At 48.3% G+C, this 18864-nt stretch carries 11 protein-coding genes; 9 read left to right on the top strand and 2 right to left on the bottom strand.

Translation table 11 applies throughout. From position 1 onward, the window contains the following. The first annotated feature begins 18 nt into the window (after window positions 1–18). Window positions 19–561: a DUF1697 domain-containing protein gene (locus AAC052_RS07295; RefSeq protein ID WP_339812143.1), complete on the top strand. Its 543-nt coding sequence runs from the start codon at window positions 19–21 to the stop codon at window positions 559–561. Window positions 562–585: 24 nt separating this feature from the next. Here the strand turns inward: AAC052_RS07295 and AAC052_RS07290 are convergent, their stop codons facing one another. Together AAC052_RS07290 and AAC052_RS07285 are read right to left on the bottom strand one after the other, a co-directional pair. After that, window positions 586–1932, bottom strand: a complete 1347-nt coding sequence (locus AAC052_RS07290) for a polysaccharide deacetylase family protein (protein WP_339812140.1) — start codon at window positions 1930–1932, stop codon at window positions 586–588. A gap of 82 nt (window positions 1933–2014) precedes the next feature. Continuing rightward, window positions 2015–3292: a serine hydrolase domain-containing protein gene (locus AAC052_RS07285; RefSeq protein ID WP_339812139.1), complete on the bottom strand. Its 1278-nt coding sequence runs from the start codon at window positions 3290–3292 to the stop codon at window positions 2015–2017. Between the two features lie 326 nt (window positions 3293–3618). Here AAC052_RS07285 and AAC052_RS07280 point away from each other — a divergent pair, with 326 nt between their 5' ends. The 8 genes from AAC052_RS07280 to AAC052_RS07245 all read left to right on the top strand — a co-directional run bounded on the left by AAC052_RS07280 (window position 3619) and on the right by AAC052_RS07245 (window position 18793). After that, window positions 3619–4983 carry a hypothetical protein gene (locus AAC052_RS07280; RefSeq protein ID WP_339812138.1) on the top strand — a complete coding sequence of 455 codons (1365 nt, stop codon included), beginning with the start codon at window positions 3619–3621 and terminating at the stop codon, window positions 4981–4983. A 4-nt stretch (window positions 4984–4987) separates the two neighbouring features. Beyond that, window positions 4988–5596 carry a hypothetical protein gene (locus AAC052_RS07275; RefSeq protein ID WP_339812134.1) on the top strand — a complete coding sequence of 203 codons (609 nt, stop codon included), beginning with the start codon at window positions 4988–4990 and terminating at the stop codon, window positions 5594–5596. A 146-nt stretch (window positions 5597–5742) separates the two neighbouring features. Next, window positions 5743–11307, top strand: coding sequence for an MG2 domain-containing protein (locus AAC052_RS07270; protein WP_339812132.1), 5565 nt, complete (start codon window positions 5743–5745; stop codon window positions 11305–11307). A gap of 217 nt (window positions 11308–11524) precedes the next feature. Beyond that, on the top strand, window positions 11525–13831 hold the full coding sequence (pbpC, locus tag AAC052_RS07265) for a penicillin-binding protein 1C (RefSeq protein ID WP_339812129.1): 2307 nt from the start codon (window positions 11525–11527) through the stop codon (window positions 13829–13831). 98 nt (window positions 13832–13929) lie between these two features. Then, window positions 13930–16323 carry a glycogen debranching protein gene (locus AAC052_RS07260; protein ID WP_339812127.1) on the top strand — a complete coding sequence of 798 codons (2394 nt, stop codon included), beginning with the start codon at window positions 13930–13932 and terminating at the stop codon, window positions 16321–16323. Window positions 16324–16544: 221 nt separating this feature from the next. Continuing rightward, entirely contained in the window at window positions 16545–17381 is an 837-nt protein-coding gene (locus AAC052_RS07255; RefSeq protein ID WP_339812125.1) for a hypothetical protein, read from the top strand. A 384-nt stretch (window positions 17382–17765) separates the two neighbouring features. Continuing rightward, complete coding sequence (locus AAC052_RS07250) at window positions 17766–18167, top strand: GreA/GreB family elongation factor (RefSeq protein WP_317491064.1); 402 nt, start codon at window positions 17766–17768, stop codon at window positions 18165–18167. Beyond that, window positions 18164–18793, top strand: a complete 630-nt coding sequence (locus AAC052_RS07245) for a hypothetical protein (protein WP_339812123.1) — start codon at window positions 18164–18166, stop codon at window positions 18791–18793. Before AAC052_RS07250 ends, AAC052_RS07245 begins: the two co-directional genes overlap by 4 nt. The last annotated feature ends 71 nt before the right edge of the window (window positions 18794–18864 follow it).

Raw genomic sequence — 18864 nt, 5'->3', positions numbered from 1 at the left:
GCAGCGTAACTTTCCAACATGACAACCTACATCTCCATCCTCAGAGGCATCAATGTTGGCGGGCACAAGCCGGTGCCCATGAAAGAGCTGCAAGCACTATACGAGTCATTGGGATACAAACAAGTGAGAACCTATATCCAGAGCGGCAACGTGGCTTTTTCGATTGAAGAAAAATCTCCCTCAGCAATCAGGAAGGCTATTGAAGTGGCCATCAGCCAGCGCTTTGGTTTCGATGTACCTGTGCTTATCAGCACCCAGGCTGATATAAAAAAAGTGATTGAGGGAAATCCCTTTCTTAATGAGAAGGGAATAGAACCTGACAAGCTGCACGTGACCTTCCTTGACGAGCTGCCAAAGCAGGAGAACGTGGATAAACTGCTGACCTACGACTACGCCCCGGATCGGTTCGTGTTGACAGGAAAAGAAGTGTACGTATACTGCCCCAACGGCTATGGCCGAACAAAGATCAACAATACCTTTTTCGAGTCTAAACTGAAAGTTGGTGCTACTACCAGAAACTGGAAGACAGTGAACGTGCTGGCTGAAATGGGCAGTATTTAAAAAAAGTTCTGGACACTTTATCCACTATTCCATTTCCCTGATCGTTATCGGTTCGGCATTAGGCAAAGCCTCATACATCACGTACTTTTTCCCTTCCTCCTCCGTCATTCGGGCCGCAAGTATTGTCTCACCCTGTTTCACTTGCGCTTTTTCCCAATCAGGTACCAGTGTTTTGAGTGTCAGGCTATGCCCATACCACTTCGGGTCAAGGGTATGTGTGAGGTTCACTACGATAGTGCCGCCATCAATCTTTGTGCTGACTTTCGCAGCCATCCGTTCTCTGATGTATTGTGTTACCTCAACAAAAGGGGCTATCCACACATCATTTCTTTTGCTTGCTATGTACTCAAAGTACTCTCTCAACTGCTCTTTGGGTTTGGCCTCCCAGCCAACACCCTCAACGCCGTGGAACACCAATACGAGCCATGTATCACTGCGGGCAGCAGTGGTGTCCACCCACGACTTCATCAGCTCCATTGGGGTTTTGAATAAAGGTCCCCGCTGCCACTGCACATACTCCTTCCCCTCTTTTCCTTCAGCAGGCGACTCTTTTGAACCCCTGTTAAGCTCGGCCAGAAACGGCTCAGGCATCCTGTTCCGAGCCGATTCGTACACCTTGAGCACATACTCAACCGAATGCTCATGCTCTGTACCATAAGGCCCCTCCGCTGAAAATATGTAATCGGCGCCTATCTGGTTTTCAATCTCTTCCTTACTCTTTTCCAGCTCGTAAAGTATGTTGGGCTCGTCGAGGATGGCCAGCCTTGGATGGGTAACCGTATGGCTGGCAATCTCATGTCCATTGGCGGCGTACTGACGGTACAGCTCCCAGGTAGTGGTGTCGTTAGCCTCTCTATAGCTGGTAGGTGGCCCTACCTTCTTAAGCTTACCAGCCCTGATCTTCGCATATCCTTCTTCAATGATTTCAATGGCCTTGTCCACATTTTCAGCATCGACTGCAGCTCCGGCTCTGGTGTGATAATCCAGGCCCCCTTCATAGCCCAGAAAACCAATGGCCGACGCCCGCTCGAGCAGATTATCCTTGTTCGTTGGTATTTTGGCAGTTTCCGCAATGATCTCCTCTCCCGGCCTGCCGATGAAGGTGCCCCGGTACTGCGACTCAGGTATTTTGCCGGTGATGATGTAAAACGTGCCCTTCATGCCAAGCGAGTCGAGCATAGGCATGGCGATAGTAAACTGGTGAATGGTGCCGTCATCGAATGTGAGGGAAACCGCACCAGTTTTGTTTTGGTGCCATTTCGTGACTTCCGTCTTTCCAGAATCGGCGTCAAACGATGACTGACACGAAGTAAAAATCGATACAATTGTAAGGGCAGCTAGGATATGGTTCAGGACTATTCTTTTCATCATAATATCAAATAACTACAAACTGAGTACTTTCTCCAACAGAGGTTACACCACCGGAAAAACATTGAACCCCTACCCAATGGAATTACTCCAAAATCGCCTGGTACACCAGCGCTCTTAGCTTGGCCTGATCGTCCAAGCCCGCAGTCGGAATAAGCTGCTTGAAGTAGACCACCACCAGCTCTTCTTTGGGGTCTACCCAGTAAGTTGAGCCATAGGCACCGCCCCAGCCGTATTCACCCACTGAGCCGGGAATGCCTCTTTCACCTAAATCCTCCACAACGGAAAACCCAAGACCAAACCCTTGTCCGTCCCGAAATTCAATATCACCTGTATGACTCACCGTCATCAATTCAATGGTTTTAGGTGAAAGAATCCTTGTGCCATTGAGCTCACCTCCGTTCATCGTCATTTGCAAAAACCTGGCGTAGTTGTCGGCTGTGCTCAACAAACCAGCTCCACCAGAAAAACTGGTTCTTGGCCCATCCACATAAGCACCCTGGCTCACCATGGTGCCCGTTACCGGTGATTTCTCAATTGGGCTGTCTGCATACGCCGAATAAACTGTTGCAAGTTTACCTACCTTGCTCTTCGGTAAATAAAAGTGTGTATCATTCATTCCCAGCGGATCGGTAATCCTCGTTTTAATAAATTGATCCAGCGGCATTCCCGACGCCTTTTCCACCACTGCACCAAGGATGTCTGTGTTATAGCCGTAAACAAATTTCTCCCCTGGCTGCGCATCCATAGGCAGGGAAGCCATTTTGGCAATAGTGGCACCAACAGGTTCTTCCCTATGGGCAAAATACCACCCCGTGATGCCTGCTTCCTCCCATTTATCTTTGGCAGGCCCTCCACCATAACCGATGCCAGCTGTGTGAGTGAGCAGATCTCTCAGCGTGATTTGCCTTTTCGCCGGCACAATTTCATACACGCCATCTTCTTTGGCCACAGCAACCGTGGTCTCTTCAAACTCAGGAATGTATTTACTTACGTTATCAGTTATCAAAAGCTTCCCTTCCTCCTGAAGCATCATGATCGAAACACTAACAAGGGCCTTGGTTTGCGACGCAATCCGAAAAATCGCATCCTTTGGCATAGCGGCTTTGGATTCGATGTCTCTCATACCAAACGCTTCATGGTATACCACTTTTCCCTTTCGCATCACCAAAATAACATTGCCAGACATCTTCTTGTTGTCCGCATATTGTTTGAACACGGTACTGAGGCGTTGGAGTCTTTCCGATGACATGCCCACCTCTTCGGGTTTGGCAGTCGGCAGCGGTTGTGCCTGGAGGTGGAGAAACCCTGCAAAAAGGACTAGCAGGACAATAAAAAAGCGTAGGCGTAGTGTAATTTTCATGAAAGAGTAGGTTTGAAAGTGGTGATTATAACCATTATTCAGCTGAATTCAAACGAGTAAATAGATGGGGAAAACCAAAAGGGCAAACGCATTTAAAACAAATTAGATAAATTATTTTCAAAGCTGTTTTTCCACCCCGGCCCTAAAGGGTGAGCCTGACCGGCCGTAACAGCTTTGAAATTCTTCTTTTCCGCCAATCGGCGGATTAGGATAAAAAAGAAGAATTTCAAAGTTAAATAGTTTTAAATGCGTTTGCCCTGGGAAAACCAACTGATGGCCCGGCAAAGTCAGGTTTATTCACTATTTTTATACACAGCCCCCTCGTTATGAAAGTAAAAAGCTCAGTTATCTGCCTTATCGCCCTCCTGTTAAGCGTCGGCTGCGACAGAACAGAAGAGCCTCCAAAAGACCCATTAGCCAGCTACACATCGACCTACGAAATAATACAGGGAGAAATATGGGACGTATCCTGCGTGAGCTGCCACTCGCCCGGCACCACATTCGCCAAGCAATCGGACCTGATCCTTTCGGCAGAGGAGTCGTACGAACAGCTCATCAACAGAACCCCCAACAACGCAGCCGCAAAAGCCGATGGCTTGCAGCTAGTGGGAGACAAAGGCATTGAAAGTCTATACAAAAGCTTCCTTTGGGAAAAAATCAACATACATGATCAGGAGCATTTTTACCAGGATCACCCGCAATACGGCTCGCTCATGCCACTTGGAGGTGTGCTGACCAACGGCGAGCTTGAGTTCATCAGGCAGTGGATCATCAATGGCGCTCCGAAAGACGGAGAGATCGTCGACCGGTCGATTCTTGACGACACCACTACTTTTGAGGTGCTTCCATTCGAACCGCTGGCGGTGCCTGATGAGGGCATTCAGTTCCACCTCGGCCCATTTGATGTGCCAGCCAATACGGACAGGGAAATGTTCTCTTATAAGCTGCTCAATAATCCCGACCCCATCTTCATCAAAGAGGTGGAGTTCAGCATGCGGCCGGGCAGCCACCATTTTATCCTTTACAACTACACGAACAACATCCCGGAGCTTTTTGTGCCCAAGTCCGACTATATCAGAGACGTATATGACGCCAAAGGCGAATATGTTATCTCCACTTTGCTTGTCATGGCCTATCACCAGTTCGTTACAGGCACGCAATGGCCACGCATGCGCTATGCATTTCCGGAGGGGGTGGCTTTGAAGGTGCCTGCCAACTCAGGGTTCGATATGAACAGCCACTACGCCAACAAAACAAATGAGGCGGTTGTAGGCGAGGTGTACGCCAATATTTACACAACAAAAGAGGAAGAGGTGGCGCATGTTGCTGAAATTCTTAACCTGAACAACGACAATATCAATATCCCCGCAAAGACGAAAACGAGCCTTACCAAAGAGTTTCGCTTTGATGAGGAAAGGACAATCTTCCAGCTTTGGTCGCATGCACACAGCCATATGACCGAGTTCAGGGTGTATGCCATAGGTGGTGAAAACGACGGCAAGCTTGTATACATCTCCTACGACTGGGAACATCCACCAATTCTACAGCTTGATCCGCCGCTGGTGATTCCCGCTAAAGGTGGCCTGAAACTTGTGACTACTTATGACAACCAGGAAAATCGCAGCCTGCATTTAGGGCTGAGAAGCACCGATGAAATGATGATTCTTTTTGGAGCTTATTACAAAGAATAAAACAGTGTCGTTAAAGGCATATCTTCTCATCTTATTGCTACCCATTTCGCATTTATGCCGGGGGCAGATTGAGGTCGATACTTCTTTTAGGTCCATTTCACTAAAGCTGACTTTAGATGATGGATACCGGTCATTGACCTTTCGGAAGAACGGTGATTCAGACACGGCAATTTTCCTAAATTACTTCGTCAGTAAAAACACCGGGGACAGGACAAACCTGTCCGACGAAATACCTAACATCCGCATATTATGGGACAGTGCCACACAGCTCATCCCTATTCGCTTAACATCGGCAAACATTGGCTATCCGCTGGAATATGACGACGTGCTTCAAAACCAAATAGCCGCCTTCAATGCTTCCGGTGAGTGGAAAGCGCATGTCAACAAAAATGGCAAGAAGCTGGACTATAAATTGATCAGACAGGTCATGATAGATCATCATGTTTACGGCCCATTTGAAGACCTGCTTGCCGACTACGGCTATGCGCTGACTGATCTTTCGACCGAAAAGCATGGCTTCGTGACTAACGAAAAACTAAAAGAGCTGGTCAGAAACCCCGATGAGGTAATCCCCGTGCCTTATATGGTTTGGCTGACCATTTCAATACAATAGAATTATTTACGCAAAAAGGAATATGTTCCGTAGCGAAATACTATATTTCTCTAAAAGATATAGCGTGCTGAGTAATTAATTTACAACAAGGTCACTCTCAAATTGATTTTCAGTAGCTAATTTACCAACCGAAAAATTTCATCATTATGCAACGTGTATTAAAACAACTTTTTGCTTGCTCTGCTATTTTTTACCTTTTGACTGCCTGCGGCGGCTCAGGCCCGGCCGCCAGAAAAGACGACTTTAGCAGCCCCAAGAATCTCTATGTAGATTATATTTCCTCTTTCACGGGTGGCGTGATCTCACGTACCTCATCTATCCGAATCCGACTCGCTAAATCTGCCGGAGATTCGCTGGCAGGCAAAGCTGTTGATGCCTCTTTTTTCAAATTTTCCCCATCAATGAAGGGAACAGCGCTTTGGGAAGATAATCGCACAATTGTCTACACTCCATCCGAATACCTTCCCAGCAACACCAAATACGAAGCTATTTTCAGTCTGGGCAAGGTGCTCAAGGATGTGCCCGGCGACAGAAGTGAGTTTAAGTTCACCTTTCAAACACTCATCCAAAATTTCGACGGAATAGTCAACAACCTCCAGCCTTACGACAAAAAAGACCTTAAGAGGATGAGGATTGACGGCCAGGTACAGACCGCCGACTTTGCGGATATTGAGAACGTAGAAAATGTATTGAAAGCCACTCAGGGTGGTAAAGACCTGAAGGTTACCTGGAAGCACGGCGACAACAACATGCATGCATTTGTTGTAGAAGAAGTTACCCGCTCCGAAAAGGAAAGCACTGTGACCCTGGCCTTCAATGGCACGTCTATTGGCGCCGAAAAATCGGAAGAACAGGAGGTGAAGGTGCCTTCTTTAAGCGATTTCTCGGTGCTGTCGAGTAAATTTGTGACCGGAGCAGAGGACTACATCTCTATTCTTTTTTCAGACCCGCTGGACGACAGGCAAGCGCTTCAGGGCCTCATCCAGCTAGCCGGCAACAGCAACAGACATCGCACTGTTATCAGCTTAAATGAATTAAAAATTTACCCTACCTCTACTCTTCAAGGCTCAGTAGAGGTCACTATTCACAATTCTCTCAAAAACATCGCTGGCTACAATCTGAAACAAGATTACAGCACCAGTCTGGAAATGGTTCAGGTCAAACCGGAGATACGTTTGGTCGACACCTCGGGGAAATCTATCCTGCCCAGCACAAACGGGGTCATCCTGCCTTTTGAAGCGGTTGGGCTCAGCGCAGTCGACGTTACAGTCACCAGGGTGTTTGAGGACAACATGCTGCAATACCTGCAAACAAACAACATGGGTGGCCGCTATGAGCTTCGACGGGTGGGGCGCCCCGTCACGCAAACTGTTATCCAGCTTAACAACTCCGGAGTAACGAATCTCAATAAATGGAATCGTTTCACACTTAATCTTGAGGAAATCATTAAGACTGCTCCCGGGGCGGTTTATGAAATAAAGATAGGCTTCCGGAAGAAATATTCACTCTACTTCTGTACTGCTGAGGGCGGCGCCATTGAAGAAATGGATGATATAGAGGAAGATTGGGGAGCAGAAGAGGAAGAGTCTTACTGGGACGGCTACGAGGACTATTACAACGACGACTACCGCTACGAAGACCGGGACAATCCATGCACCAGTTCGTACTTTGGAGACCGACGCTCTATCAGAAAGGTACTTTTCTCTTCAGACCTGGGGCTCATTGCGAAGAAAAGAGACGATGGCAACCTGCATGTGTTTGCTACTAACCTGGTGAACGTTCAGCCCATGTCGGGCGTCGACATAAAAGCCTATGATTACCAGCAGCAGCTGCTTAGCTCCGGTCAGACCGACGGCGACGGCAAAGTGATCTTACAAGGCAAGGGGAATCCTTTCGTTATTATCGCCAAAAAAGACAATCAGGTAGGCTACCTGAAAATTGACGACGGCAGCTCATTGTCTCTGAGCAATTTTGACGTCACTGGCGAGCGGATTCAAAACGGACTCAAAGGTTTTATATACGGCGAACGAGGCGTTTGGCGGCCGGCCGATACCCTGCACCTTGGATTTATTTTGGAAGACATTGAGGAGACGCTCCCTTCGGAGCACCCTGTGATCATGGAGCTGTGGAACCCCATGGGACAGCTCTACTCCCGCAAGGTGAGCTCTCAGCCGGTGGGTGACATGTATCGCTTTGATCTGCTCACAGACAAAGACGCCCCTACGGGCAATTGGTTGGCCAAAGCCAAAGTAGGCGGCGCCACCTTCAGCAAACAGATAAAAATAGAAACCATCAAGCCCAATAGGCTCAAAATAGAGCTTAATTTCAACAAAAGCGTGTTCACCTCCTCCGACCAGCAAGCATCCGGCGACTTGAATGTACGCTGGCTTAGCGGCGCCAAGGCGGGCAACCTGAAAGCGGAGTTTGAACTGGTTTTATCTCCCATTAAAACCACTTTCAAAAAATACCCCAACTACAGCTTCGACGACCTCTCAAAAGACTTCTACTCCGAGCGGGAAATGGTGTACGAAGGCAGGGTGAATGCTGATGGATATTCCCGGATCAACATCAATTTGGGAGAGCCTAACAATGCTCCTGGTGCTCTCAATGCCAGGTTTCTGGGCAAAGTATATGAAGAAGGTGGCGATTTCAGCATCAGCAACGTCAGCATGCCTTACTATCCGTATTCAACCTTCGTAGGTGTAAAAACTCCGGAAGGTGACAAGCGGGGTATCATCCTTACCGATAAAGACCATGCTATCCGCATCGCATCGGTCGACGCTGATGGCAACCCTATCAATCGGCGCAATGTGAAGGTGCAGCTCTTTAAGCTGGACTGGAAATGGTGGTGGGACAATTCCTACGACGCCATCAGCAACTATGTGGGCCGGTCGTACCGTGACCCTATCAAAGAAGGGTTTGTAGACACCAACAACGGTGAGGGCTCCTGGAACCTGCGGATAGACTACCCACAATGGGGCCGCTATTTCGTGCGGGTGGAAGATCCTATCTCAGGGCACTCTGCCGGGCAGGTGGTCTACATCGACTGGCCGGGCTGGGCTGGTAAAGGCAAAAGAGGTGAGCTGGGTGGCTCTTCCATGCTCGACTTTGGTATAGAAAAAGAAGAATACAAAGTGGGAGAAAAAATCGCTTTGTCCATACCTACTACGGCCGGTAACCGCATACTGGTAAGTCTGGAATCAGGAAGCAAAGTACTTCAAACCTTTTGGGTGGAAGCCAAGGAAGGCAACACGGCTGTTGACTTTGAAGCTACCAGCGACATGGCTCCAAATTTTTACGTCAACCTTACGATGCTACAACCTCACGGTCAAACATCAAATGACTTGCCCATCAGGTTATACGGTGTGCAGTCGGTGAAGGTGGTTGACCCCGGCACCAGGCTTGAGCCTGTAATTGCTATGCCAGACGATTTACGTCCCGAGCAGTCTTTCACTATCGGGGTATCAGAAAAGGGTGGCAAGGCCATGGCCTACTCCATTGCGGTTGTTGATGAAGGATTGCTGGATATTACCAACTTCAAAACACCGGACCCCTGGAACTCTTTCTACGCCAGAGAGGCATTAGGTATTAAAACCTGGGACGTATATGACGACGTGATGGGTGCTTTTGCCGGCAAAATAGAGCGCCTTCTGGCTGTAGGCGGTGACGGCGACATAGAAGCCAAGGAAGAAACCGAAGCTAACAGGTTCAAGCCGGTGGTTATGTACCTGGGGCCGTTCTACCTTCAGGCTGGCAAGTCTGCCAAGCACAACCTCAAGCTGCCACAATACATCGGCAGTGTAAAAACCATGGTCATCGCTGCCAACAACGGAGCATATGGTTTCGCCGACAAGGCCACGCCTGTAAAGCAGCCGCTAATGATATTGGCTACCTTACCCAGAGTAGCCGGGCCAACAGAAACGATGAAGCTGCCTGTCAATGTTTTTGCCCTGGACAATAATGTAAAAAATGCCAAAGTGAAAGTAGAAGCCACGGGCACTCTAGCGCTCAACGGAGCCGCCGAGCAGTCCGTCACGTTCAGTGGGCAGGGCGACAAAGTCATTTACTTTGACCTGAAAGCGAAAGAGGTATTGGGTGTAGGCAAAGTGAAGGTAACGGCCACCTCAGGCAGCCTCACTGCCAGCTACGATATTGAGATGAACATCATTCCACGCAACCCACCGGTAACGCAGGTGGTGGAAAAGGTGCTTGGTGCGAGCGAGAACTGGAGTCTGGATTACACGCCAATTGGCCTGGCGGGAAGGAACGAAGGCGCCATCGAGCTAAGTACACTGCCACCACTGAATATCGAACAGCGCCTGGGCTATCTGATCCAGTACCCGCATGGCTGTATCGAACAAACCACCTCTTCGGTATTTGCGCAGCTCTACCTTGATAACCTGACTACCCTGCCAGATGACAAGAAAATGCAAGTGCAAAAAAATATCGATGCTGCCATTAACCGGCTGAAAAGCTTCCAGTTGAGCAGTGGCGGCTTCTCGTACTGGCCCGGCAACAGTTATGCCAACTTCTGGGGCACCAACTATGCCGGTCACTTCCTTATTGAGGCCCGGAAAAAAGGTTATAGTGTGCCAGAAGGTATGCTGGCTTCATGGATCAATTTCCAAACCCAGAAAGCAGACGCATGGGGAAGCCTGAGCGGCGAAGAAGACAACGACCTCATCCAGGCCTACAGGCTGTATACCCTGGCACTGGCTGGCAGCCCTGCAGTGGGCGCTATGAACAGGATGAAGGAGAAAGTAAACCTGCAAAGAGAAGCCCGCTGGAGACTTGCACTGACTTATGCATTGGCTGGATTTGATCAGCAGGCAACCGGCCTTGTCGAAGGCCTCTCGTCAGAAGTTGAACCCGACAACAACAGGCGTTACTACTACACCTACGGCTCACCCATGAGAGACCAGGCCATGATCATGGAAACGCTTCTGCAGCTCAAAAGAAAAGAAGATGCCTTTGGGATCCTACAGAAAATAGCTAAAGAAATGGGCAATAAAGACAACTGGATGAGCACGCAAACAACGGCTTATTGCTTTATTTCCATTGCCAAATATGTGCAGGACTTTCCTTTGGAGGAATCGCTCACAGTAGCTTTGGAGGTAGGCGGAAAGCTTTCTCCGGCGGGAGGAAAGGACTATGTGACCCAGGTATACCTTCAAACGCCCGACAAACAGCAGCCGATCAAAATAACCAATAACGGAAGTGCTCCCATCTTCGCAAGGATCATCCGCAAGGGTGTTCCGATTGAGGGCGGCGAAATTGCAGGCGAGAAGAACCTGAGCATGATCGTCAGCTACAAAACCATGGACGGCGACGGCCTTGATGTTTCGAGGCTAAAACAAGGAACAAACTTCATGGCGGAGGTTGTTGTGCGAAACCCGGGAGAAAAGGGACTGTACAAAGACATGGCGCTCACTCAACTGTTTCCTTCGGGTTGGGAAATCATTAATACCCGACTGGAAGGCACTGAAGATGCGAGCACAGGTCAAAAACCTGACTATACCGATATTCGTGACGACAGGGTCATGAATTATTTCGACTTGCAGGCAAGCAAACAGATAGTGATCAGGGTGTTGCTCAATGCATCCTACCAGGGCAAATTCTATATGCCTGCCACTTCAGTAGAAGCTATGTACGATGACACCATCTACGCCCACAAGGCCGGAAGGTGGGTAGATGTGATCACCGATAAATAGGGCAGACGAGTAGCAAACAGATGGCCTCTCATATTTTAATAGAGGCCATCTGTTTTTCTTATATCAGCTAAACTTTGCTTTCTTTGACCTACCCCAATTCAAATAATTCGATTAATCGCTCTGACTTTTAGTGACAAACGTGGCTGGTTCAGTCCTCTTAAATTTATTCCAAAGGAAGTGGTTCAAATGGATGGTGGCCTTGTTTGCCCTTCCTTTAATGCTCATCCTGTTTTACCCCCTGCCATCTCCCCTTTTTCCTAAGAAATACGCCACACTTCTTCAATCTTCCGATGGACAGTTGCTGGGAGCCCGCATCTCCTCTGACGGACAATGGCGCTTCCCCCCGGCTGATTCGGTGCCACAAAAGTTCAAAGCAGCCATTCTCCTTTTCGAAGATGAGTACTTCCACTACCATCCGGGGATCAATCCTGTATCACTTGGCAGGGCATTTTGGCAAAACATTCGGTCTGGAAAAATAGTAAGCGGCGGCAGTACATTGACCATGCAAACAGTAAGAATGGCCCTGGAAAACCAGGAGAGAACCTATCGGCAAAAGCTCTGGGAACTCCTGCTTTCCATCAAGCTGGAGCTCTTTTATTCAAAAGAAGAAATACTACGGCTGTATACTTACCACGCACCTTTTGGCGGCAATGTCGTCGGGCTCTCGGCAGCATCCTGGCGGTATTTCGGTCGCCCGCCCTATCAGCTTTCATGGGCAGAAACTGCAGCGCTGGCAGTACTGCCTAACAGCCCCTCTTCAGTATTTCCAGGAAAAAATGAAATCACCTTCAGACACAAAAGAGATGCCCTTTTAGATAAACTCAGCGCAAAAGGCTACCTCACCAGCGACGAGGCCCTGCTGGCAAAAGCTGAACCTCTGCCCGGTAAAGTAAAGCCCCTGCCCAACGATGCTTTCCACCTTTTACAACGAGCTGAAAAAGATGGTCTGGCCGGTACCATTGTGCAATCAACGCTGGACTTTGCTTTGCAACGGCAGGTGAAAGAAAAAACGGATCGCTATTCAGAGCAACTGGCCTACAATGAAATCCACAACGCCGCTGCCATTGTTATCGATATTGCTTCAGGGGAAACGCTCGCCTACGTAGGTAATTCCTTTCCCAATGGTGACGAAACCAATAACCATGGCCAGTTTGTGGACGTGATCACCGCCCACAGAAGTCCCGGAAGCCTGCTAAAGCCATTTCTGTATGCCGCAGCGCTGGATGATGGCATTCTCTTACCAAAGGAGCTACTGCCTGACATCCCTCTCTTCTATCGGGGTTTTGCTCCGCAAAACTTCGACAAAAAATACAGGGGAGCCGTTGCAGCTGATGAGGCGCTTGCCAGCAGCCTCAACGTGCCTTTCGTTTTTCTCTTACGGGAATATGGCTATGAAAAGCTGCACCAGAAGCTCCGGCAAATAGGCATGCAGTCGTTGGATAGGCCCGCCAATCACTATGGCCTCTCGCTTATTCTTGGCGGAGCTGAATCAACACTTTGGGAACTGTCAGGCATGTTTGCTGGCATGGCGAGAGCGCTGAACAACTTTCAGGATCGCCCTTACAACAGAGGCTATTCAACTGCGGACTACAGACCAAACACCTACCTTCCACTAAAAACAACCGAACAAGAAAGTGACCTGGAAGCGAATGGCCTGCTGGCAGCACCCTCCATACTTTATGCCTTCCAGGCCATGCAGCAGCTAAGGCGTCCTGAAGAAATGTCTGGTGCAGAAATGTATGGCTCGTACCGCCCCATTGCCTGGAAAACCGGTACCAGCCACGGCTTTCGTGATGCCTGGGCCATCGGTCTCAACGACCGTTATGTGGTAGGTGTTTGGGTAGGCAACGCCGACAATGAAGGCCGGCCGGGGCTAACGGGCATTCGCTCGGCCTCACCACTGATGTTCAGCATATTCGAACTGCTGGGTGGCGATGCCACCTTCGATGAGCCGTTCGGAAAGCCGGTCAGCATCTGCAAAGAAAGCGGACTTTTGGCAACCGAGTATTGTACGGAAACCACTGACACCAATTTACCTGACTATATGCTTCAGGGTAAACGATGCACCTACCATCATCTTCTCCACCTGGATCAGGCTGAAAAACACCAGGTAAGCAGCGCTTGCTATGCTGTTGACAAGATGCTAAGCAGGCGCTGGTTTGTGTTGCCAGCAGTGCAGGCATGGTACTACAAGCAGTACCACTCCAACTACAAGGAACCGCCTCCATTTTTACCCGCTTGTGGCGAACAAAATGCTAATGGCTTCATGGAATTAATTTACCCAAGGGAGTTCACCAAAGTATATGTGCCAGTTGAGCAGGATGGCAAACCAGGCCTGGCCATATTTGAAGCGGCACACCGCAATCCGGCTTCTACCATCTACTGGCACCTGGATGAAGCCTACGTTGGCTCAACGAATTTCATTCATCAAATGGGTTTTCATCCGGAACCTGGCCCACACATGCTTACCCTTGTGGATGACGAGGGGAATGAATTGAAACAGGCGTTTGAGGTATTACAATAAACTCAAACCCGCACCAATTTTCGGGATAGCCATCGCTTTGCCTTTGCATGCAAGTAGCTTAATCAATACTTTTAACTACTTAAAAACATACTTCTTTAATGAAACAACTCCTTTGCCTTTTGTGGATCTCTCTGGCTTTTGCGTCTTGTGACACCGCCATCAGACCAACCAGCCTTTTGCTAAGCCTCGACAGCGTAGAGCATATCAATGGCAAGCCGGAGTACCTGGGCAGCCCATTTGTAACTGCCGGCGACCGGGTTTACATGATTGGCCATCAGGATGGTAGTTTTCCTGATCTTGGCTGGCATGTTGAAGGAGAAATGGGCGGCATCTGGGACCATCCGATTAAATTAATGGATGGATTTTCGCTGAATATCAAGGAAGTAACCGGAAAGGAAGCCTATTGCCTCGACAAGGCCGATGAATTCATTAACTACCCTTTTGCCAACAAACACATTTTTCGCAAAGGCGATTTACTGATACAAAGAACGCAATTTGTACCTGACGATGGCATGGAAGGACTGGTTGTAGAATATGCCATTACCAATGAGAGTGAAAATGAAAAAGAGCTCGAGCTTGCCTTCACGGGCATGGTCGACCTAAGGCCCGTTTGGTTGGCAGAAAGAAAAAACGTTGAAGACGGGCGGGACACCCTCTTTTTGCAGGAGCTTTCAGAGACCTATTTAGGAAAAGACCTGAACAACGACTGGTATACAATATTTGGCAGCAGCGAGTCAGTGGTCGGATACAGAATAGATGAAAGCCCCTGCCCTCAGGAAAGAAAGGGGCTGGGCACCGACGGCACCATTGTTTCGAGGGTGACCATACAGCCTGACGAAACCTACCCGATTCAGTACTACATCGCTGGCTCGTACACGTCAGCCGATGAAGCCCACGCCACCTATGATCAGCTCAAAGGTACAGCATCGGTGGCTCTGAAGAACAAAATGAAGCGGTACGACCAAATAGCCCAGGCATCATCTATCTCCATTCCTGACAAAGACATTGAAACCATGTACCGCTGGGTGAAGTACAACACGGCCTGGCTGATCAGGGATGTGCCCGAAATAGGGAGAGGTGTTTCCGCCGGCTTGCCCGACTATCCGTGGTGGTTTGGTGCCGACAATTGCTACACGCTTCAAGGCATGCTGGCCACGGGCTCACCGGCTGAAGTGAACTCAACCATCAACCTGATCGAAAAGCTATCAATGGAGTTAAACGGCAATGGCCGAATCATTCATGAAACATCGACCAATGCCGAAACCTACAATCCAGGCAACCTTAACGAAACACCGCAATTTATTTCCCTTCTCTGGATTTTCTACCAGTGGACCGGGCACAAGGAAACACTCGAAAAATACTACCCGGAAGTAAAGAAAGGCATCAGCTGGATTGAAGCACAGGACAAAGATGGCAACGGCTATCCTGACGGCCCCGGCATGATGGAGATACATGGACTGCACAGCGAGATGGTGGATGTGGTGGTGTATACCCAACAAGCCTACGAGGCTGCAGCGCAAATGGCCATAGAAATGGGCGAACCAAATCTTGGCGCTGAATACCAAAAGAAGGCTGATGTACTAAAAAAGAAAATTAATAGCGAATGGTGGGTAGAAAGTGCCCAATCGTTCGCTGATTTCCGCTCCACAAAAGCACAAGCGCTGGAGTTGATTGATGCGGCCATCGTGCGGGCCGACACCATCAACAAGCCGTGGTCGATCAAAGAGCTGGAGCAAACAAAAAAAGAGCTGACTTCCAAAGCAACAGCTAACACCAGCGGCTACGTGGTTCACCACAACTGGGTCGTTAACACGCCGACTGAAATGGGCATTGCCGATCCTGAAAAGGCTGACAAGGCTTTGGCTACTGCCAGAAAGTACAGCAACCGTTTCGGCATGTACGTGACGGGCATGGACAGAGATGAAGCCAGCGATGCCTCCAGCAAATGGAAGTCGTTCAGCTATGTGGGTGCCGTGATGACACTACCAACAGGCGTGCAGGCCATATCAGAGGCAAGATACGGGCATCCCGACGAGGCGCTTGGCTACCTGAAAAAACTGCACAACTCATTTAGCTACGCCCTGCCTGGCTCCATGTACGAAGTGAGCCCTGATTATGGCATGATTGTGCAGGCATGGAATATCTATGCGGTGGCGGTACCTGTTGTTAACTACTTCTTCGGGATTCAGCCCGAAGCCCACAAAAAGCAGGTAACGATAGCACCCGACATGCCCGAGGGCTGGGACAATGTTTCCATCAGCAATGTGTTGGTGGGCGACAACAATATTAGCTTCACAAAAAGCTCGAAAGACAGCCTGGTCACCTATCAGATAACACAACAAAATCCTGACTGGACAGTATTATTAAAACTGCCGAACCAGGCAACTTCAACAGTTTTAATCAACGGAAAAGTGGCTTCCTCAACGGAAAAGAATAACTATGTCACTATCACCCTGACAGGGTCGGACAATATCGTATCTCTTCAGCAATAACAAGCCAACCAAATCAGGCGATTCATCGTTTTACTGAATTGGAAAAATTGCATACCTTCGACGCTGCTTTTAGCTACCACTGTTTAAACTGAAATAAGCTTATTTGTTACTCTTCTTTATTGATCAAATCATTCCAAATTGACAGCCCCACATCTCTGCACTACGAGCATTTTTTATTTACTGGTCTTTCATTCTAACCTACCCCTTCTCTTCAATAAAAAATGAAGCATATCATTCTGATTGGCTGCTTTGTAGCGGTTTCTTTCAATGGACTCTCCCAATCCTTTTTCAGCAACACACAGGAAAGCCACCAGGGAAAAATATTCCTCTATTGGGGATGGAACAGAGGTTGGTACTCCAAATCCGATATTAGTTTCGCAGGTGACAACTACAACTTCAGGCTGGACAGGGTAGTGGCCAAAGACAGGCAAACCCATTTTGATCCGTCCATTTACCTTAACCCAGGAAGGGCCACCATTCCGCAGTATGACTTTCGAATTGGCTACTATTTCAAGAAAAACCTAAGCCTCTCTTTTGGCTTCGACCATATGAAATACGTGGTTCAACAGGGCCAGCATGTGAAGCTATCAGGCCACATAGCCGAAACGGGCACACCATACGATGGTTCTTACTCCCACAGCGATGTGGTGATCCAACCTGGCTTTTTGCAACTGGAGCATACCAACGGCCTCAACTACCTTAACCTTGAGCTGCGGCACCTGAATGAAATCGCCGACTTCAATAAAGTAAAAATCAACCTGGTGGAAGGCGTTGGAGCAGGAGGCCTCTATCCCAAAACTGACGCCACGGTGCTGGGCTACGACAGAAACGACGAGTGGCACTGGTCGGGCTTTGGTATTGACGCACTGGTTGGGGTGAACGTAGAATTCTTCAAATACTTCTTTGTGCAATCAGAAATAAAGGGTGGATTCATCGATATGCCCGACATCAGGATCACTTCCGTCAAATCGGATCAGGCAAAACAACATTTTTTCTTCTCACAACTCAATGTCGTTTTCGGAGCGAACATTAACCTTTTGACAAAGGGTAAGGATTAAGCAAACAAAAAACCGTCCTCCCCTACCGATTATATAGAAATTTGCTTGGCAAACCATTTTAAGTTGTATCTTGTTAATATCAAAAGACTACAACGTGCACAAGCCAAAGAACATACCCACATTGCCTTTTTCGCCAGATGGCGGAATGGATAGTTGTGTATTGCTTTGTACGCACAACAAAGCCTTTGTAAAATAGGCCTCCCATTTCATCAAAGAAATAAGGAGGCCCGTAGTACTGTTCCTGCAGACTTGTTGCTCTAACCACACGGAGCACGTTATACAACCTACCTAGCATTTCACTTTCTGGCATAATACCACCAGACGGATGCCTTGTTCACCATGGCATTCGCCTTGTGTCATGTTCAACTTAGATACGATATAACGATGAACCCAATCATAACAAAAGCAGACCACAATACGATTAAATCCCTGATAGCTAATCTGCCCGATCATTTAAAGACGGCTGAAATACGGCAACTCACAAATGAGCTTAACCGTGCTCAGGTTGTCGCCGACGACAAAATACCGAAAGATGTTATCCAGTTAAACTCCTATTTTGAAATTGAGGAGATCAATTCAAAACAACAGATCAACTTCACAGTCACGCTTCCGAACAAAGCAAATATTGCCGAGAAAAGGGTATCCATACTGTCGCCACTTGGCATTGCGCTGATCGGCTTCAGGAAAGGCATGACTGTTCAGTGGACGCTACCTGGCGGCCCAAAAAAACTCAAGATTTTGAAAGTTGAACAAGCCATAGAAGAGGCGAAAATTCAAACGCTATGAAATGGACATACAGCATTAGTAACAAAACAGCAGCAGCAGCGCTACTCCTAACGGTTTTTTTGATTGTGCTACTCAATAACCTCAAGGAAAGAAAAAACTCGGTGAAAATCAGCGAAACGATCCATTCAATATTTCAAGACCGGTTGGTGGTGGAGAGTTACATTTTTCAGCACGCTGAACACCTCCACAAAATCGAGGGGGTCATTGATTCCGAGAACACTGAACATGCTGACAAACAACAGCAGGTGGCCGCCGTGTTCCGGCAAATAATGGAATTGAATGAATCGTACGTGAAAACTGTGCTTACTGAGGAAGAAGAAAGGGTCTTCGGCCGGTTCAACGGCCTTTGCCAGAAAATCGGTGCGAAGGCAGAACAGGGCGACTTGGCGGCTGCAAAGGCACACGCAAAGGAGGCGGCGTTGTCCCTGAAGACACTTTCTTCCATACAAGTAACCGAGGGGGCATCGCTAATGACAGACGCTAAAGCAATGTTTAGTGCAAGCACTTTGTCATCCCAATTGGAAAGTGCTATTCTACTTGTCATTGCGCTGATCATCCAGGCGCTGATTTTTGCCTCTAATTCCCTCAAAGTCAATAGACACCCCCAAAATCCAATACTCAATTGAGCGACTCAGCACAGGAAGTCCATTTACCCAAGTGATGGACTTCCTGAAAAAAAACACTTCTTTCACTACCC

Origin of the sequence: uncultured Imperialibacter sp. (assembly GCF_963974565.1) — a bacterium.
In the GTDB taxonomy this organism is placed as follows: domain Bacteria; phylum Bacteroidota; class Bacteroidia; order Cytophagales; family Cyclobacteriaceae; genus Imperialibacter; species Imperialibacter roseus.
Note: the sequence above shows the minus strand (reverse complement) of the source record. Positions and strands in the feature narration are given on the sequence as shown.